General features: G+C 72.2%; 16 protein-coding genes. 11 read left to right on the plus strand and 5 right to left on the minus strand.

What is annotated here, in order from left to right:
- Positions 1-26: 26 nt before the first annotated feature.
- Positions 27-1082 (minus strand): LacI family DNA-binding transcriptional regulator, encoded by a 1056-nt coding sequence (locus ACERMF_RS16885; RefSeq protein WP_373670318.1) that lies wholly within the window; start codon positions 1080-1082, stop codon positions 27-29.
- Between the two features lie 115 nt (positions 1083-1197).
- On the opposite strand from ACERMF_RS16885, the gene ACERMF_RS16890 reads away from it, so the two are divergent.
- From ACERMF_RS16890 to ACERMF_RS16905, 4 genes are read left to right on the plus strand one after another with little or no spacing between them, the layout of a single operon-like run.
- A complete protein-coding gene (locus ACERMF_RS16890; protein WP_373670319.1) occupies positions 1198-2529 on the plus strand; it encodes an extracellular solute-binding protein in 1332 nt (443 codons plus the stop codon).
- A 19-nt stretch (positions 2530-2548) separates the two neighbouring features.
- Positions 2549-4231, plus strand: coding sequence for an ABC transporter permease subunit (locus ACERMF_RS16895; protein ID WP_373670320.1), 1683 nt, complete (start codon positions 2549-2551; stop codon positions 4229-4231).
- Between the two features lie 20 nt (positions 4232-4251).
- Positions 4252-5178: a sugar ABC transporter permease gene (locus tag ACERMF_RS16900; protein WP_373670369.1), complete on the plus strand. Its 927-nt coding sequence runs from the start codon at positions 4252-4254 to the stop codon at positions 5176-5178.
- Position 5179: 1 nt separating this feature from the next.
- Positions 5180-7069 (plus strand): alpha-amylase family glycosyl hydrolase, encoded by a 1890-nt coding sequence (locus ACERMF_RS16905; RefSeq protein ID WP_373670321.1) that lies wholly within the window; start codon positions 5180-5182, stop codon positions 7067-7069.
- 143 nt (positions 7070-7212) lie between these two features.
- Here the strand turns inward: ACERMF_RS16905 and ACERMF_RS16910 are convergent, their stop codons facing one another.
- A complete protein-coding gene (locus tag ACERMF_RS16910; RefSeq protein ID WP_373670322.1) occupies positions 7213-7428 on the minus strand; it encodes a hypothetical protein in 216 nt (71 codons plus the stop codon).
- Between the two features lie 98 nt (positions 7429-7526).
- On the opposite strand from ACERMF_RS16910, the gene ACERMF_RS16915 reads away from it, so the two are divergent.
- Entirely contained in the window at positions 7527-7766 is a 240-nt protein-coding gene (locus tag ACERMF_RS16915) for a hypothetical protein (RefSeq protein ID WP_373670323.1), read from the plus strand.
- A gap of 119 nt (positions 7767-7885) precedes the next feature.
- Positions 7886-9706: a family 10 glycosylhydrolase gene (locus tag ACERMF_RS16920; protein WP_373670324.1), complete on the plus strand. Its 1821-nt coding sequence runs from the start codon at positions 7886-7888 to the stop codon at positions 9704-9706.
- A gap of 3 nt (positions 9707-9709) precedes the next feature.
- Here ACERMF_RS16920 and ACERMF_RS16925 read toward each other — a convergent pair whose 3' ends face one another.
- Together ACERMF_RS16925 and ACERMF_RS16930 are read right to left on the minus strand one after the other, a co-directional pair.
- Positions 9710-10972 (minus strand): NlpC/P60 family protein, encoded by a 1263-nt coding sequence (locus ACERMF_RS16925; RefSeq protein WP_373670325.1) that lies wholly within the window; start codon positions 10970-10972, stop codon positions 9710-9712.
- 54 nt (positions 10973-11026) lie between these two features.
- Positions 11027-11551: a hypothetical protein gene (locus ACERMF_RS16930; protein ID WP_373670326.1), complete on the minus strand. Its 525-nt coding sequence runs from the start codon at positions 11549-11551 to the stop codon at positions 11027-11029.
- A gap of 179 nt (positions 11552-11730) precedes the next feature.
- On the opposite strand from ACERMF_RS16930, the gene purN reads away from it, so the two are divergent.
- The 4 genes from purN to ACERMF_RS16950 all read left to right on the plus strand — a co-directional run bounded on the left by purN (position 11731) and on the right by ACERMF_RS16950 (position 15460).
- Positions 11731-12357, plus strand: a complete 627-nt coding sequence (gene purN / locus ACERMF_RS16935) for a phosphoribosylglycinamide formyltransferase (RefSeq protein ID WP_373670327.1) — start codon at positions 11731-11733, stop codon at positions 12355-12357.
- 54 nt (positions 12358-12411) lie between these two features.
- Positions 12412-13938: a bifunctional phosphoribosylaminoimidazolecarboxamide formyltransferase/IMP cyclohydrolase gene (purH, locus tag ACERMF_RS16940; RefSeq protein WP_373670370.1), complete on the plus strand. Its 1527-nt coding sequence runs from the start codon at positions 12412-12414 to the stop codon at positions 13936-13938.
- A 39-nt stretch (positions 13939-13977) separates the two neighbouring features.
- Positions 13978-14850: a bifunctional methylenetetrahydrofolate dehydrogenase/methenyltetrahydrofolate cyclohydrolase FolD gene (gene folD / locus ACERMF_RS16945; RefSeq protein ID WP_373670328.1), complete on the plus strand. Its 873-nt coding sequence runs from the start codon at positions 13978-13980 to the stop codon at positions 14848-14850.
- 61 nt (positions 14851-14911) lie between these two features.
- Positions 14912-15460: a hypothetical protein gene (locus ACERMF_RS16950; RefSeq protein ID WP_373670329.1), complete on the plus strand. Its 549-nt coding sequence runs from the start codon at positions 14912-14914 to the stop codon at positions 15458-15460.
- Between the two features lies 1 nt (position 15461).
- Here the strand turns inward: ACERMF_RS16950 and ACERMF_RS16955 are convergent, their stop codons facing one another.
- Positions 15462-16082: a class I SAM-dependent methyltransferase gene (locus ACERMF_RS16955; protein WP_373670330.1), complete on the minus strand. Its 621-nt coding sequence runs from the start codon at positions 16080-16082 to the stop codon at positions 15462-15464.
- Between the two features lie 127 nt (positions 16083-16209).
- On the opposite strand from ACERMF_RS16955, the gene ACERMF_RS16960 reads away from it, so the two are divergent.
- Entirely contained in the window at positions 16210-17199 is a 990-nt protein-coding gene (locus ACERMF_RS16960; RefSeq protein WP_373670331.1) for a malate dehydrogenase, read from the plus strand.
- Positions 17200-17229 lie beyond the last annotated feature (30 nt).

Raw genomic sequence — 17229 nt, forward strand, 5'->3', positions numbered from 1 at the left:
CGTCGAGGTGGGGAGGCACCGGCGGGTCAGGGGCCGGTGACGGCCGCCGGCACGCGGGCGGGGCCGGTCGAGGCCCGCACGACCAGCTCCGGCCGGAAACGCAGCTCGGGAATCGGGCCGTCCATGGTCGGCGGCTCGTTGAGCAGCTGGACCACGGCCTGGGCCATCGCCTCGAACGGCTGCTGCACGGAGGTCAGCGGCGGTTCCACGTAGGCGTTCGGGCCGGCGTCGTCGAAGCCGATCACGGACACGTCGGCGGGGACCGAGAACCCGGCCTCACGAACGGCCCGGATCGCGCCGAGCGCCATGAGGTCGCTGCCGCACACGATGCCGGTCGCGCCCCTCGCCAGCAGTTGCACGGCGGCGGCGTGGCCGCCCTCGATGCCGTACAGCGTCTCGCTGATCAGCTCGACGTCCTGGCCCGCGTCGGCGATCCCGCGGCGGTAGCCGTCGGCGAGCTCGACGCTGGGCAGGTAGCGGCGAGGCCCGATGGCCAACCCGACGGTGCGGTGGCCGAGCGCGGCGAGGTGCGCCACGGCCTGACGCGATGCGGCGGCGTGGTCGACGGTGACGCCGGGCACGTCGCAGTCGTGCGGGCGGCCGTTGACGAGGACCGTCGCGATCCCGCGCGATACCAGGTCGGCGTAGCGCGCGTGGTCGTCGTCGGCTGACAGGTCGGCGCCGAGCCCCGACACCACGATGACGCCGGCCACCGCGTGGTCGATCAGGACGTCGAGGTAGTCGCCCTCGACCATGCCCGCGGGCGTCGAGGTGCACAGCACGGTGGTCAGCCCCTCGCCCGCCAGGCGCGACTCGATGGCCTGGGCGAAGCGCGGGAACACCGGGTTGTCGAGTTCCGGCACGATCAGTCCGACGAGGCCGCGGCGCCGCGCGCGGGCGACACCGACGGGCTCGTAGCCGAGCTGGTTGAGCGCCTGCAGCACTTCGCGCCGGGTCGTCTCGGAGACGCCCGACTTGCCGTTGAGGACCCGGCTGACCGTGGCCTGGCTGACTCCGGCGAGGTCAGCCACGTGGCGAAGACGTGGTTTCACGAGGTCAGCGTAGTCGCTGGATCGTTCCATGATGAAACGTTTTGCGGAATTTTTCCCAAGACCCTGCAAGATCTTGCTATGGTCCTGCCACAGGTTGGGCCGCAACGTCATGACGGCCCACTGGCCGTTCCAGGAGAAGTGTTCGATGACCAGCTTGAGGAAGTGGCTGGCGGTCGTTCCGGCCGCCGCGCTCGTGCTGACCGCATGCGGCGGCACGGAAGAGCCCACCGCCGAGGAGCCCGAGACCGAGGCGCCCGCCGAAGAACCGACCGAGGAGCCCGCCGAGGAGGAGCCGGCCGAGGAAGAGCCGGCCGAGGAGGAACCGGCCGAGGGCGAGGAGGACGCCATCGCCCGCGCGGACGCCGACCTGGTGATCTGGGCCGACGACACCCGCGCACCGATCCTCGAGCCCCTGGCGCAGGAGTTCGGGGAGGCCGAGGGCATCACCGTCGCGGTGCAGGAGGTGCCGTTCGACCAGATCCGTGACCTCGTCTCGGTCCAGGGCCCGGCGGGCCAGGGGCCCGACGTGTTCATCGGCGCCCACGACTGGCTCGGCGAGCTGGCCGAGAACGGCGTGGTGGAGCCGCTCGACCTCGGCGCGGCCGCCGGGGACTACCTCGAGGTCGCCACGCAGGCGTTCAACTACGACGGCACCAACTACGGGTTGCCGTACTCGATCGAGAACATCGCGCTGATCCGCAACACCGAGCTGGCGCCCGAGCCGGTCACCACGCTCGACGAGATGGTCCAGGTCGGCCTGGACGCGGTGGAGGCCGGCGACGCCGACCTGCCCGTGGCCTGGCAGCAGGACCCGGGTGACCCGTTCCACAACTACTGGGTCGTCACCGGTGCCGGCGGGTACGTGTTCGGCCAGGACGAGGACGGCTCCTACGACGGCAGCGACGTCGGGCTCGACTCCGAGGGCGGCCTGCGTGCGGCCGAGATCTTCGGTGAGCTCTACGAGCAGGGCGTCGTCAACTCCGACATCACCTACGACGTGATGATCGACACCTTCGCCAGCGGTCGTGCCCCGTTCGCGATCACCGGTCCGTGGGCACTGGGCGACTTCGGCGACGTCGACTTCGAGGTCGAGCCGCTGCCGCAGGTCGACGGCAACGACCCCGGCCCGTTCGTCGGCGTGCAGGGCGTGATGGTGTCGGCGTTCGCGGAGAACTCGCTCGCGGCCACCACGTTCGTCCTCGACTACCTCGGCCAAGAAGAGGTCCAGCTCGAGCTGTACGAGGCCGGTAACCGCCCGCCGGCGCTGGTCAGCGCCTTCGAGTCCGTGCAGGACGACCCGGTCGTCGCCGGCTTCGGCGCCGCCGGCGAGACCGGCCGGCCGATGCCCGCGATCCCGGAGATGGGCGCGGTCTGGGGCGCCTGGACCGACGCCTACCAGAACATCTTCTCGGGCAACGACCCGCAGGAGGCGTTCCAGGAGGCGGCGGAGCAGATCCGCAACGCCATCGCCGGTTGATCCGCGCGACCTCGCGCCGATGAGCCGAAACGCCGACGCGGGCCGGGGGACGAACACCCCCCGGCCCGCCGGTCGTCCGGGCGGGCCGGGGGCGGCGACGCCGTTCGCCGACCGTCTCGCGGCCAGGCTCGGCTCCAACAGCGTCACCGGCCTGTTCGCCAAGCTCGTCTTCCTCGGGGTGGTCAACGGGCTCGGCCTCTACGCCGTCTCCACGTTGCTGCCCGCCCGCGCCTGGACCCCGCTGGTCATGGTGATCGTGGCCACGCTGGCCATCGACGCGGTCTACCTGTCCAAGCGCGCGCTGCCACTGAAGTTCATGGTGCCCGGGACGGTCGCGCTGCTGGTCTTCCAGGTGTATCCGGTGCTCTACACCGCCTACATCGGCTTCACCAACTACGGCACCGGCAACGTCCTGACCCAGGAGCAGGCGGTCGGCCGCATCATCGCCGGCGCGACCCGGGTCCCCGAGGACGCGACCCGGTTCCGCTCCCGACCCCTGGTCGACGACGCCGACGGCTCGCTGGCGTTGCTGCTCACCGACCCCGACGGCGACGTGTTCCTCGGCACCGGGGACGGACTGGAGCCGTTGGCCGAGGGCGACGTGGTCGGTGAGGGCAACGACACGGTCGTCGCCGGGCGCTTCCGTCCCATGACGCTGAGCGAGGCGTCGCAGCGCGAGGCCGAGGTGCTCGCCTTCGCGGTGCCCATCACCGACGACGCCGCCGCCGAACTCGAAGAGGGTGCGGCCGCCGACGCCATCAGCGTGCAGACGTTCACCTCGGCCGCCGTTGCCGTCGCGGCGCTCGAGCACGACCCGGCCAGCGGCGTGATCACCGACACCGCGACCGGCCAGGTCTACGAGCCCGTCGAGGGCACCTACACCGCCGCGGACGGCACGACCCTGCGCCCTGGCTACCGCGACGTGGTCGGCTTCGGCAACTACGAGCGGGTGCTGACCTCGCCCGCCATCCGGGGGCCGTTCTTCCGCGTGTTCGTGTGGACGTTCGCCTTCGCGATCCTGTCGATGCTCACGACGTTCGTGATGGGCCTCGCGCTGGCGATGGCCCTCAACGACCCGCGGATCAAGGGCCGTCGGCTGACGCGGTCGCTGCTGATCGTTCCGTACGCACTGCCCTCGTTCATGACGGCACTGATCTGGCGCGGTCTGCTCAACCAGTCGTTCGGGCCGATCAACCGGATGTTCGACTGGAGCGTGCCCTGGTTGTCGAGCCAGGCGTTCGCCGGTGCGCTGCCCAAATTCTCGATCCTGCTGGTGAACCTGTGGCTCGGCTTCGGCTACATGTTCCTGATCAACACCGGCGCGCTGCAGGCCATCCCGGCGGACCTGACCGAGGCCGCCAGGGTCGACGGCGCGTCGGGGTGGCAGGCGTTCCGCAACATCACCCTGCCACTGCTGCTGGTCGCGGTCGGGCCGTTGCTCATCGCCTCGTTCGCCTTCAACTTCAACAACTTCAACGTGGTCTACCTGCTCACCGGCGGCGGCCCACCGATCGGCGGGACGCCGACCCCGGCGGGCCACACCGACATCCTCATCAGCTACAGCTACCGGCTGGCCTTCGAGAGCGGCCGCGGCCAGGACTTCGGGCTCGCCGCCGCGGTGTCCACCATCATCTTCTTCCTGGTGGCGGTCTTCAGCTATCTCGGCTTCAAGCGGACCGCGGTCCTCGAGGAGATCAACTGATGGCCGCCGATCCGGTCCCGATGCCGGTCCCCACCGCCGAGCACGCCAAGCTGCGAAACGGCGCCGCCGGTCGCGTCCGCAACGCGTCGTCGCCACGGGGGGTGCGGTGGTTCAGGGAGCTCGGCTGGCGCTACGTCGTCGCCGCCCTCGCCGTGGCGTTCGCGCTCATGCCCGCCTACTTCGTCGTGCTCGCCTCGTTCTCGCCGACCGCGACCCTGCAGGGCAGCCAGCTCCTGCCGCGGGAGGTCACGACGGCCAACTACACGCGCCTGTTCCAGGTCACGCCGTACTGGACCTGGCTCGGCAACTCGCTCAAGATCGCGGGTGGTGCGGCCGCGGTGAACATGCTGCTGTCGGCGATGGCCGCCTACGCGTTCTCGCGGCTGCGCTTCACCGGACGGCGGGTCGGCCTGCTGGCGATCCTGCTGATGCAGATGTTCCCGCAGCTGCTCGCCAACGTGGCGATCTTCCTGTTCCTGGTGAACGTGCGGACCTACTTCCCGACGATCGGCTTCGGGACCCAGCTCGGGTTGTTCCTGGTCTACCTCGGCGGCGCGCTCGGGACGAACACGTGGCTGATGAAGGGCTTCTTCGACACCGTGCCGACCGACCTCGACGAGTCGGCGCGTGTCGACGGGGCGACGCACGGCCAGATCTTCGTGCGCATCATCCTGCCGCTGTCGGCGCCGATCCTGGTCGTGGCCGGCCTGTTGTCGTTCATCTTCCTCTTCAACGAGTTCATCCTCGCGAGCATCCTGCTCGGCCAGGAGGACGGCAACCAGACCCTCGCCACGGGGCTGTACCGCTTCATCGACCAGAACTACGGCCAGCAGTGGGGTCCCTTCGCCGCCGGTGCACTCATCGGTTCCCTGCCGACGCTGCTGCTGTTCCTGTTCGGTCAGCGGTGGATCGTCTCCGGGCTGACGACCGGCTCGGTCAAGGGCTGACGTGGGCGACCTGCTCGAGCAGCCCCACCACACCGGTTCGCCGGCCCATGTCGCGACGCCCGCCGGGCGGGCCGTCGTCGCGCCGCGACTCGGGGACCGCGTCGTCGTACGCGTCGAGGTGCCGCACGCCGCGGCCGTCGACACCGTCCACGTGCGTACCAGCCCCGACACCGAGCCGGCCTACGCCCCGGCACGTCGCCTCCTGCGCGGCGCCGCCGTCGACGTGTGGGAAGCCGAGGTCGAGGTGGTCAACCCCGCGACCCGCTACCGCTTCCTGCTCGACGGTGGCGGCGGGCAGCGGTGGCTGACCCAGGTGGGGATGGCGGCGAACGAGGTCACCGACAGCAGCGACTTCGCGCTCGTGGCGACGCCCCCTCCGCCGAGCTGGGTCGCCGACAGCGTGCTCTACCAGGTGTTCCCCGACCGCTTCGCCCGCTCAGCGGCGTCCGTCGACTGGCCGGACTGGGCCGAGCCGGCCGGCTGGGACGAACCGGTCGCGGCGGCGCCTCCGTCGTCGATGCGGCAGCTGTACGGCGGCGACCTGCGGGGCGTCACCGAGCACCTCGACCATCTCGAGGACCTCGGCGTGACCGGGATCTACCTCAATCCGCTCTTCCCGGCGACCGAGAACCACCGCTACTGCGCGACGGACTTCACCACCGTCGACCCACTGCTCGGTGGGGACGCCGCCCTCGCGGAGTTGAGCGCCGCCCTGCACGACCGCGGGATGCAGGTTGTCGGCGATCTCACGCTCAACCACTCCGGTGACGGCCATTCGTGGTACCGGGCGGCGCTGCGCGACCCCGCCGGCGTCGAAGCCGGCTTCTACCTGTGGCGCGACCATCCGGGCGGCGTCGCACAGGCCTGGGCGGACGTGCCGACCCTGCCCAAGTTCGACCATCGCAGTGCGGAGCTGCGTCGCCGCCTGTACGACGGATTCGACTCGGTCGCGGCGAGCTGGCTGGGCGAACCGTTCTCACTGGACGGCTGGCGCGTCGACGCCGCCAACGTCGCCGGGCGCTCCGGCGCCATCGACCTGAACGCGCAGATCCAGCGGCAGTTGCTGGCCACCATGCACGACGCCCGTGGCGGCGACGCCTACCTGCTGGCCGAGCACTGCCACGACGCGACGGGCGACCTGCAGGGCGAGGGCTGGCACGGGACCATGGACTACCTCGGCTTCACGCGGGCGGCGTGGAGCTGGTTGGGCGACCCGGCCGGTGCCGGCGACTCCCTGGGCATGCCCGTGCCACTGGCGCGTCGAGGGGGCGCCGCGGTCGCGCGGGGACTGGAGCTGGTCCGCGGGCAGGTCCCCTGGCGCAGCGTCGTCCACTCGGTGTCGCTGCTCGGTTCCCACGACACGGCGCGCTGGGCCACCGTCGCGGGTGACCCGGGCCGACGCGACGTCGGGCTGGCCTGGCTGCTGACCTTCCCCGGGGTGCCGTCGATCTTCTACGGCGACGAGATCGCGCTGCCGGGCGAGTCGAGCGTGCCGGCCCGTCTCCCCATGCCCTGGCACCGCCGTGAATCGTGGGACCACGCGACGCTGGCCTGGACCCGGCGCCTGGTCCGGTTGCGCCGGCGGTCGGCGGCGCTGCGCCACGGTGGGCTGCGGTGGGTGCACCAGGCCGACGACCAGTTGGTCTATCTGCGCGAACATCCCGACGAGCGGATGCTGGTGCAGTTGACCCGCGCTTCCGTCGACCCGCTGCGCCTCGATGCGTCGCTGCTGCAGCTCGCGCCCGGGGTCGGCGCTGCGGCGGAACTCGGGCACCCACCGCTCACGGTCACCGCCGCCGAGGTGCGGTTGCCGGGGGCCGACGGGCCGGTCGCACGCGTCTGGCGCCTTCCGCCTGCCCCGTACGTTGCTCCGGCGTCGCTCGACGCCTGAATCGCTCGGGGACCCCATGTTCGGCTTCTACTCGAATCGGCTCGGCTGCCTCGGATCGATCGTCGTCTCGATCATCGGCACGCTGCTGTTGTTCGGCCTGATGAACCTGCTCTTCCGGGGTTGAGCCCGGACAGGTGCTCCAGCTAGGCCGGGGGATCGGAGTCGTCGGAAGGATCGCGTTCGTCGGCCGGCGGCTGGCCGTCCGGGTTCTGGACGACGTGCTGCTCGTACGCGCGTTGCCGGCGGAGGGAACGCGCCACGACGAGGCCGAGCACGGCGAGCACGACCACGGGCGCCACGAATCCGAGTGCGCCGCCGGGTGCGCCCGTCTCGGCCGCCAGGACGCCGATCGCGTGCATCGGTCAGCTCCCGGTCTCGACGGCGCGCTCGGTGGTCGTTTCGACTGGCGTACCGTAGCGGCGAGATCCGCGTGCCCGTTCCGAAGGGAGCCGCCGCCGTGTCGGATGTCCGGACCGTGCAGTTGGGGCAGTTCACCGACGACAACGCCGAGGTGGTCGCCGAGGCGCTGGACCGAGCCGGCATCGTCTGGTGGCACAAGACGGCGGGGCGCTACACCCGCATCCTGTCCGCCGCGGACTGGGGCACGCGCATCTACGTCGACGCGTCCCGCCTCGAGGAGGCCCGTGCGCTGGCCCGGGCGGCGCTGACCCCGGAGGCCGGTCCGACGTCGGGCTGACCACGGTCGCCCCCGCCCCGCCGCCGGGCGCGCAGCGCAGCAATCGCCGAACCGCACCCGCGGTTGCCGTCTGCGCGGTACACCTCGCGGTGGAACTCTTCCGCTGTGGTGGTCCGCCGATGCGCCGACGCTGGTTCGCCCTGCTGGTCGCCCTCGCCCTCACGGCCCCGGTCCTCGGGGTCGGCGCCCCCGCCCACGCGGCCACCGGCACCGGTGCGTGCGCGGGACACCTCGTACCGGCCACGGCATTCACGGACACGCTGGCCTCGCCCCACCGCGCCGCCATCGACTGTGCCGTGTGGTGGGGGATGGCCAACGGTCGCTCCGCCAGCCGCTTCGACCCCGCCGCTGCGGTCACCCGGGGCCAGACGGCGGCGATGATCGCCCGCCTGTTGCGCAACGCCGGTCGCAGCCCGTCCGAGGTCGCTTCGGCCGGGTTCCCCGACACCGTCGGCCACGTGTTCGAACGCGACATCGATGCCCTGGCCGCCCTCGACATCGTCGCAGGGGGCGCGGACGGCCGTTTCGGGCCGGACGTGCCCGTGACCCGGGCGCAGATGTCGGCCATCCTGGCACGCACCTTCGCCAACGGGTTCGGTGCCCCGCTGGCGGCGGGTCCGGTGCCCTTCCGCGACGTTCCCGTCGACAACGTGCACCGTGCCGCGATCGGGCAGCTGGTCGGCGCCGGGATCGTGGCCGGGACCACACCGACCACGTTCGCTCCGAGCCGGGCCGTCTCGCGTGAGCAGATGGCCTCGTTCACGACCCGGTCGGCGCATGTGCTGCTCGCGGGTGGGCTCGTGCGACGACCCGCAACCCGGCCGGCGGCCGACGACGCCTATGCGAGCCGGATGCGCGGTGCGTGGGTGCACCTGTTCGACGACGCGCTCAAGACCCGCGCGGGCGTCCGCGCCGTGGTCGACGAACTGGCGGCTGCCGACGCGAACGTGATCATCGCCCAGGTCGCGCGCCGGCACGACGCCTACTACGACTCGTCGGTGCTGCCGCGAACGGCCGATCCCCGCCTCGCACGTGATTTCGACGTGCTGGCGGAACTGATCACGGCCGCGCACGCCCGCGGCATCGAGGTCCATGCCTGGTTCGGCGTCGCACCCACCTGGCACGACGTCTACCGCGGGTTGCCCGCGCCGGCCGGGTGGATGCACACCACCCACGGGCTTGGCGCCCCCGTGGATCGCCGCTGGGTCACCCGTACCAGCGACGGCAGCTGGACGAGCTACCTCGATCCGGGCGTGCCCGCCGTCCGTCAGCACGTCGCGGCCGTCGTCGGGGAACTGGCACGCAACTACGCCGTGGACGGCATCCACCTCGACTACGTCCGCTACGAGTCCCCCGCCTACGGCTACAACCCGCTGGCTCTGGCGGCCTTCCGGCGGGACACCGGCGCCACGGGGACGCCGGCCAACAACGATGCCGCCTTCACGGCGTGGCGGCGGGACCAGACCCGCAGGATCGTGCTCGCCGCCAGGGAAGCCATCCGCGCCTCGGGCCGGGACGTGACCCTGTCGGCGGCGGTGATCACCTGGGGCGCCGGCCCGCGGACACACGACGCGGCCGGCTTCCGTCAGACCCTGCCCTACACCCGGACCCTGCAGGACTGGGACGGGTGGGTCCGACGCGGCGAGGTCGACGCGGTCGTGCCCATGAACTACTTCCGTGCCCACGAGGCCGAACCGGCCCGCTGGTTCGACGCGTGGCTGGCCTACGAGCGCGCGCTGGCGGCCACGACGGACGTGCAGGTCGTGCCGGGTCCGGCCGGCTACCTCAACCGACCGGCAGCGGTGCACCGCCAGGTGACCACGGCGATGCGGGTCGACGGCGCCGTCATCTATTCCTACCAGCAGCCGACGGAGGATGCCTCCCGAGCGGTGTGGGGCGAGCTGGCACGCTCACGGTGGCACTACGCCCCGATCCGCTGAGGGTCAGACGCGGCCGTAGCCCACGATGTCCTTGCGGGACAGGCCGTCGCCGCGGACGCGGACGTTGGCGCCGGTGTAGGGCGCTTCGACGACGCTGCCGCCACCGATGTACATGGCCACGTGCGAGATGCCGCTCACCGAGCGTCCGTAGAAGATCAGGTCGCCCGGCTGCAGTTCCCCGCGGGAGATGCGCTTGGTGAAGGCGTACTGGGACCGCGACGTGCGGGTGATCTCGACGCCGGCCGCCCGCCACGCGAACGAGGTCAGGCCGGAGCAGTCGAAGCTGTTGGGCCCGCTGCCGCCGTACTTGTACGGCTTGCCCACCTGGGCCATGGCGGTGTCGATCGCCGTCTGGGCGGAACGACGTGCGGAGGGGGCGGGCGCCGGCGCTGGCTCCTCGCTGGGTGCGGCCGACGGCGCGGGCGACGGCGCCGGTGCGGCGGGCGAGGGCGACGGCGCGGCCGGTGCTGGTGGCGAGGTGGCCGACTCGGCCGCCTGCTCGCGGGCGGCGCGTTGCTCGGCCTCGCGCCTCGCCTCGCGTTCCCGCTGCTCCTCGCGCGCTCGTTCCTCGGCCTCGCGGCGCGCGCGCTCCTCGGCCTCGCGCCGGAGTCGCTCCTCCTCGGCGCGCCGACGCTCCTCCTCCTCGCGGTGCTCGGCGGTGGTGATCTGCTGCTCGAGCTCGGCGATCTCCTCGCGCTGCGACTCGACCAGGGCGTCGAGCTGCTCGCGGCGTTCTGCGACCTCGTCCGCCTGCGTCCGCGCCGAGCGCCGCTGCTCGGCGAGCCGCTGCTCGGTGGCCGCGATCGCGGTACGGGCGGCGCCCAGACCCTCGAGGTCGGCGCGCTGACCGGCCAGCACCCGGCGCAGCGTGGCGGCCTTCGCGCCCGCATCCGTGGGGTTGCCGGCGACGAAGATCGAGGACAGCTCCAGGCTCGGCCCCAACTTGTGGATGCGCCGCACGTGGTCCTCGGCCAGGGCGCTCAGCCCGGCCACCTCGGCCGTCAGCGCGGCATGCTCGGCCTCGGTCGCCGCCAGCTCGGCCTCGGCGGCCTCGAGCGCCACCGCCGCCTCGTTGTAGTCCTCGACGACCTCGGCGACCTCCATCATCAACTCGTCGAGGCGGGCCTGTACGTCGTCGCGTTGGCCGCGCAGTTCCTGCGAGCTCGGTTGTGCGGCAGCGGGCAGCACGCTGGCGAAGACGACCGCCAGCGCGGTCACCACCGCCATCAGGGCACGCGACGATCCACGGCTGACGACGAGCGGCACGGCAGACCTCGGCACGGACGGGAGGTGAGGACACAAGTCCTCGGCGGGCGCAGGCTACAACTCGCGTGCGGCCAGTGTCCCTCCGACCACCAACACGCCGGCCAGAGCGCTCAACGGCGGCCCGATGCCCGCCCGCACGTGCAGCTCGAGGGCGACGCCCATGGGGAGCCGGCGCGCGAGTTGGGCCAGTTGCCCGCCTTCGGCCCCGGCGATCCCGTCCAGCGCCGGGGCGGGACCGAGCCAGGCCGCCACGGCGGTCGCGACCAGTCCCAGGCCGCAGCCGAGGAGCACGCGCCTGGCCACGAGCGGCGGTCGGTCGAGTGCGACCAGGACACCCAGCACGACGGCGACGAGGCCCAACGCGAGCGTCGACCAGCCCCACACCGTGTCCGGCACCCCCGTCAGCGAGGCCACCGCCCGCTGCTGACGCGTCCCGAGCATCGCGACCTCGGCCATCGCGTGGAACCAGGGGCTGCGGGCGGCCACGATCGCCACCAGTCCGCCGATCGCCGACACCGACCCGGCCAGCCCACCGCCCCGCATGGCGAGCCGGGCAGACAGCGCCAGATCGCCCCGCACCGGTCCCTTTCCGCTCCGCCGATCGATCGCCAGATCCTAGTCGGCATGCGGGTTCCGGTCGCCGGACGACTCGATAGGCTCCGCCGACGACGCCCCCGACAGGGGGCGGACCGGTCGCCGGCGTCGCCGGGCCACCCTCGCACCGACCGCTCGTTCCCGCGATCCGTCCCGGAGCCATCGTGCCGTCTGCGTCGCGCCGCCCGACCCGGCTGGCCGTGCTGGTGTCGGGCGGAGGGACCAACCTGCAGGCGTTGCTCGACGCGATCGACGCCGATGCCGACTTCGGCGGCGAGGTGGTGGTGGTTGCCGCCGACCGCGCCGACGCCGGTGGCCTCGAGCGCGCACGCGAGCGGGGCATCGCGACGGTCGTCCAACCGTTGGCGGCGCACGGCGATCGAGGCGCCTGGGAGACCGCGCTGCGGCGCGACGTCGAGGCACACCGACCGGACGCCGTCGTGCTGGCCGGGTTCATGCGGATCCTGTCGAACGCCTTCCTGTCGGGCTGGCCGGACCGCGTGCTCAACACCCATCCCTCCCTGCTCCCGGCCTTCCGTGGCGCCCACGCCGTCCGGGAGGCCCTCGCCTACGGTGTCCGGGTCACCGGGTGCACGGTCCACCTCGTCGACGAGGAGGTCGACCACGGGCCGATCGTGGCCCAGGAGGTCGTCCCGATCCACGCCGAAGACACCGAGGACCGGCTGCACGAACGCATCAAGGCGGCCGAGCACGCCCTGCTGCCCGCCTGCGTGAAACTGCTGTGCCACGACCGTCTGAAGGTGAGCGGTCGGCTCGTGCACGTCCTGTGACTCGTGCACGTCCTGTGAGGAGAACCCGTGAACACGCCGCTGTCGCTCCCGGCCATGACGCCCGTGCGTCGTGCGCTGATCAGCTGCTTCGACAAGACCGGCGTCGCCGACCTCGCCCGCGCCCTGCACGACCTCGGCGTCGAGGTGATCTCGACCGGATCGACCGCACAGACGCTGCGTGATGCCGGCGTCCCGGTCACCGGTGTGTCCGAGGTGACGGGGTTCCCCGAGTGCCTCGACGGTCGGGTCAAGACCCTGCACCCCACGGTCCATGCCGGGATCCTCGCCGACCGTACCGACCCCGCCCACGTCGCCGAACTGGACGAGCTCGGCATCGAGCCGATCGACCTGGTCGTCGTCAACCTCTACCCCTTCCGCCAGACCGTGTCGTCGGGGGCGAGTGCGCCCGACGTGGTCGAGATGATCGACATCGGCGGACCCACCATGGTGCGTGCGGCGGCCAAGAACCACGGATCGGTCGGGGTGCTGGTCGACCCCTCCGACTATCCGCGGGTGCTCGACGAGCTCCGCGAGACCGGTGCCTTGTCGTTCCCGCTGAAGCGCGACCTGGCCGGCAAGGCGTTCCAGCACACCGCCGCCTACGACGCCGAGATCGCCGGCTGGTTCCAGCGCGAGGAGACCTTCCCCGCGCAGCTCGGCATGGCCCTGCCGCGCCGCAGCACGCTTCGATACGGCGAGAACCCGCACCAGGCCGCGGCGTTCTACATCCACACCGGTGGCGGCGGGCTCGGCGAGGCCGAGCAGCTGCACGGCAAGGAGCTGTCGTTCAACAACCTGCTGGACACCGATGCCGCCTGGGGCCTGGCGATCGACGTCGACGAGCCGGCCGTCGCCATCATCAAGCACACCAATCCGGCCGGGTTCGCCGCCGCGGACGACCTGCCGACGGCCTACGCCCGCGCGCTGGAGGGGGACCCCGTCAGCGCCTTCGGTGGCATCGTCGCGGCGAACCGTCCGATCGACGGCGAGACGGCACGCCGCATCACCGAGGTGTTCACCGAGGTGGTCGTCGCGCCCGGGTACGACGACGACGCGCTCGAAGTCCTGCGCGAGAAGAAGAACCTGCGCATCCTGCGGATGCCCTCGGCGCAGCGTCCGCGTCACGCGTGGGACCTGCGCAGTGTCAGCGGGGGCCTTCTGGTCCAGCACGGCGACGTCGGCGACGAACCGTGGGAGGAGTGGCGGGTCGTCACCCGCACGCAACCCGACGAGTCGGACCTCGCCGACCTGCGTTTCGCCTGGATCGCGTGCAAGCACACCAAGTCCAACGCGATCGTGCTCGCCAGGGACCTGCAGGTGGTCGGGGTCGGTGCGGGACAGATGAGCCGCGTCGACAGCGTGCGTCTCGCGGTCGAGCGTTCGGGCGACCGTCACGTCGGCAGCGTGCTGGCCAGCGACGCCTTCTTCCCCTTCCGTGACGGCCCCGACGCGGCGGCCGCCGCAGGGGTGCGCGCCATCGTCCAGCCCGGCGGCTCGGTCCGCGACGACGAGGTGATCGCGGCCGCCGACGAGCACGGCATCGCCATGGTGCTCACCGGTCGCCGGCACTTCAGGCACTGATCCGTCCGCTCCGTCACGCCAGCGCGCCAGGAGAAACCGTTGACCGCACGCATCATCGACGGCAAGGCCCTCGCACAGAAGGTGCGTGCCCGCATCGCCGACGACGTCGCCCGCCTGAAGGCGGAGCACGACGTCCGACCGGGACTGGCCGCCGTGCTCGTGGGTGAGGATCCCGCCTCGCAGGTGTACGTCGGGATGAAGCACCGTGCCACGGAGGAGGCGGGAATGCTGAGCCGGCAGCTGGTGCTGCCCGCGGACACCTCGCAACGCGACCTCGAGGCGCTGGTCGCCGACCTCAACGCCGACGACGCGATCGACGGCATCCTGGTGCAGCTGCCGCTGCCGGACCACCTCGACCCGCAGCCCGTCCAGGAGCTGATCGACCCGACGAAGGACGTGGACGCGCTCAACCCCTACACCGCCGGCCGGCTGGCGATCGGGGACCCGACGTTTCTGTCGTGCACCCCGTACGGGGTGCTCCAACTGCTCGCCGAGGCCGGGGTCGAGACCGCCGGCGCCCACGTGGTGGTCGTCGGCCGCAGCAACCTCGTCGGACGGCCGTTGTCGGTCATGCTGACCCTCAAGGGCCGCGACGCCACGGTCACCCTGGCGCACTCGCGAACCGCCGACCTGGCCGCCGTGTGCCGGACGGCCGACGTGATCGTCGCAGCCGTCGGTCGCATCGGCCTGATCACCGCCGACATGGTTCGTCCCGGCGCCACGGTCATCGACGTCGGCACCAACCGCGGCGAGGACGGCCGGTTGGTCGGGGACGTGGACTTCGCCGGCGTCCGCGAGGTCGCCGGCGCCATCACCCCGGTCCCCGGCGGGGTGGGCCCCATGACGGTGACGATGCTGCTGCAGAACACGCTCGAGGCGGCACGTCTGCGCCGCGGCCTTCCCCGGAACTGACCCCCGGGAACCACCGGTCCGTCCGCGACGTCCCATCGGTGACGAAGCGGAGGAGACCGCGATGGGGCAGCGGACGTGGTCGGTACTGGTCGGCGGTGCGCTGGTGCTCGCCGCCTGTGCCGGCGGCGGCACCAGCGGCAGTGAGGGCACCGGTGGCCAGGGCATCGCGGTGGGGGAGCCGGCCGCCGGCGGGGAGCCGGGATTCGACCCGGACGACACCGTCAACGGTGATCCGGACACGCCGGTCTCCAGCGGTCCGGTGGAACCCGACGCAGCGATGGGCGACGAGCTCGTCCCGACCCTCGTGGACCCGACGCCCGGCATGGTGGACGTGGCGGCGATCGGCTGGGAGGGAGCCCAGCCGCTCGGTGACCGCGACGACGCGGTGTTGATCACGTGGTGGTCCGGCGTCGAGCCGTGCCACGTCCTGGACCACTACACGGTGCTCGAGACCGCCGAGCAGGTCGAGGTGACGCTGTTCGAGGGTCGCCAGCCCCCCGAGGACGGCGGCGACCAGGCCTGCATCGAGATCGGTCGCTACACCGGCGTCGTCGTCGAACTCGACGCCCCGCTCGACGGCCGCACCGTCGTCGACGGCACCGGCACCTGAATCAGAGGCGCGTCGCCGTGCCGACCAGGCCGGGACTGGCGGGACCGGGCAGCGGCAGCCGGACGTGCCGCAGGTCGGCCACGTCGAAGCCGGCCGCGCGCAGCGACGGCAGCGGATCGCGGGTGAGGTGGCAGCCACCGGCGAGCGGCTTCCACACCGGCTGCACGAACCGCTGCAGACGCAGCATCCCGTCCTCGCCGGCGACGTGCTCGAGCAGCACGAACCGGCCGCCCGGGCGCAGGACCCGGTGCACCTCCGCCAGCGACGCCGCCACGTCGCGCACCGAGCACAGCACCAGCGTCGACACCGCGACGTCCACGCTCGCGTCCGCCAGTGGCAACCGCTCCGCCGGCGCGACCACCACCTCGACGTCGAGCTTGCCGACCAGGCGCCGTCGTCGTGCCCGGTCCGCCATCGGGGGCGACGGTTCCACCGCGACGACCCGACGGACACGGTCGCCGTAGTGTTCGAGGTTCGCGCCGGTGCCCGCGCCGATCTCGACGACCTCGCCGTCGATCGACCCGAGCAGGTGCCGGCGCAACTCGGCCAGTCCGCGGCGCTCGACGCGGGCCAGCATCGGGTCGTACACGGCGGCGAACACGCGCTGCACGACGGAGTTCATGGGTCTGCCGTCCGAGGTCGACCATCAGGGTAGGCGGGTGCCCGCACTACGCTCGGAAACCGATCCGTCGGCGCCGCCGTGTGCGCGCGGCGGGTCCCGTCGTCCGTCCGCGTCCCAGGAGCCCCTCATGAGCTCGCCCGTCCGTGTCGCCGTCACCGGTGCCGCCGGCCAGATCGGCTACGCCCTGCTGTTCCGCATCGCCTCCGGGCAGATGTTCGGTCCCGACACCCCCGTCGAGCTGCGCCTCCTCGAAGTGACGCCGGCCCTCGGAGCGCTCGAGGGCGTGGCGATGGAACTCGACGACGGCGCGTTTCCGCTGTTGACCGGCATCGAACTGTCCGACCAAGCCGAGGTCGCGTTCGACGGGGTCAACGTGGCCTGCCTCGTCGGGGCCAAGCCGCGCGGGCAGGGCATGGAGCGGGCCGACCTGCTCAAGGACAACGGCAAGATCTTCACCGGGCAGGGCCAGGCGCTGGCCGCCTCCGGCGCGTCGGACCTCAAGGTCGCCGTCGTGGGGAACCCGGCCAACACCAACGCCCTGATCGCCGCGGCAAACGCCGACGGGGTCCCGGCCGAGCGCTTCACCGCGATGGTCCGGCTCGACGAGAACCGCGCGAAGTCCCAGCTGGCGAAGAAGGCCGGTGTGCCGGTCGCCGAGGTGACCAACCTCGCCGTCTGGGGCAACCACTCGCCCACGATGGTCCCCGACTTCGACAACGCCAGGATCGGTGGCCGACCCGCGACCGAGGTGATCACCGACCGCGACTGGCTCGAGGGCGAGTTCCTCAGCACCGTGCAGCAGCGCGGGAGCGCCATCATCCAGGCGCGCGGCGCGTCGTCGGCGGCATCGGCGGCCAGTGCGCTCGTCGACCACGTCGCCAACTGGTGCGGCGGCCGGCCGACCGCCGACGGCGACTGGGTGTCGATGGCCGTCCCCTCCGACGGCTCGTACGGCGTCGCCGAGGGCCTCATCTCGGGCTTCCCGGTCACGACCGACGGCGCCGGCAGCTACCAGATCGTGCAGGGGCTCGAGCTCAGCGACTTCACCAAGGCCAAGCTGCAGGCGTCGGTCGACGAGCTGTCCCAGGAACGCGACGCCGTGCAGGACATGCTCTGACGTTTCCTGCCGCCGGTTCCTGCTGCCATG

Origin of the sequence: Egicoccus sp. AB-alg6-2 (assembly GCF_041821025.1) — a bacterium.
Taxonomy (GTDB): domain Bacteria; phylum Actinomycetota; class Nitriliruptoria; order Nitriliruptorales; family Nitriliruptoraceae; genus Egicoccus.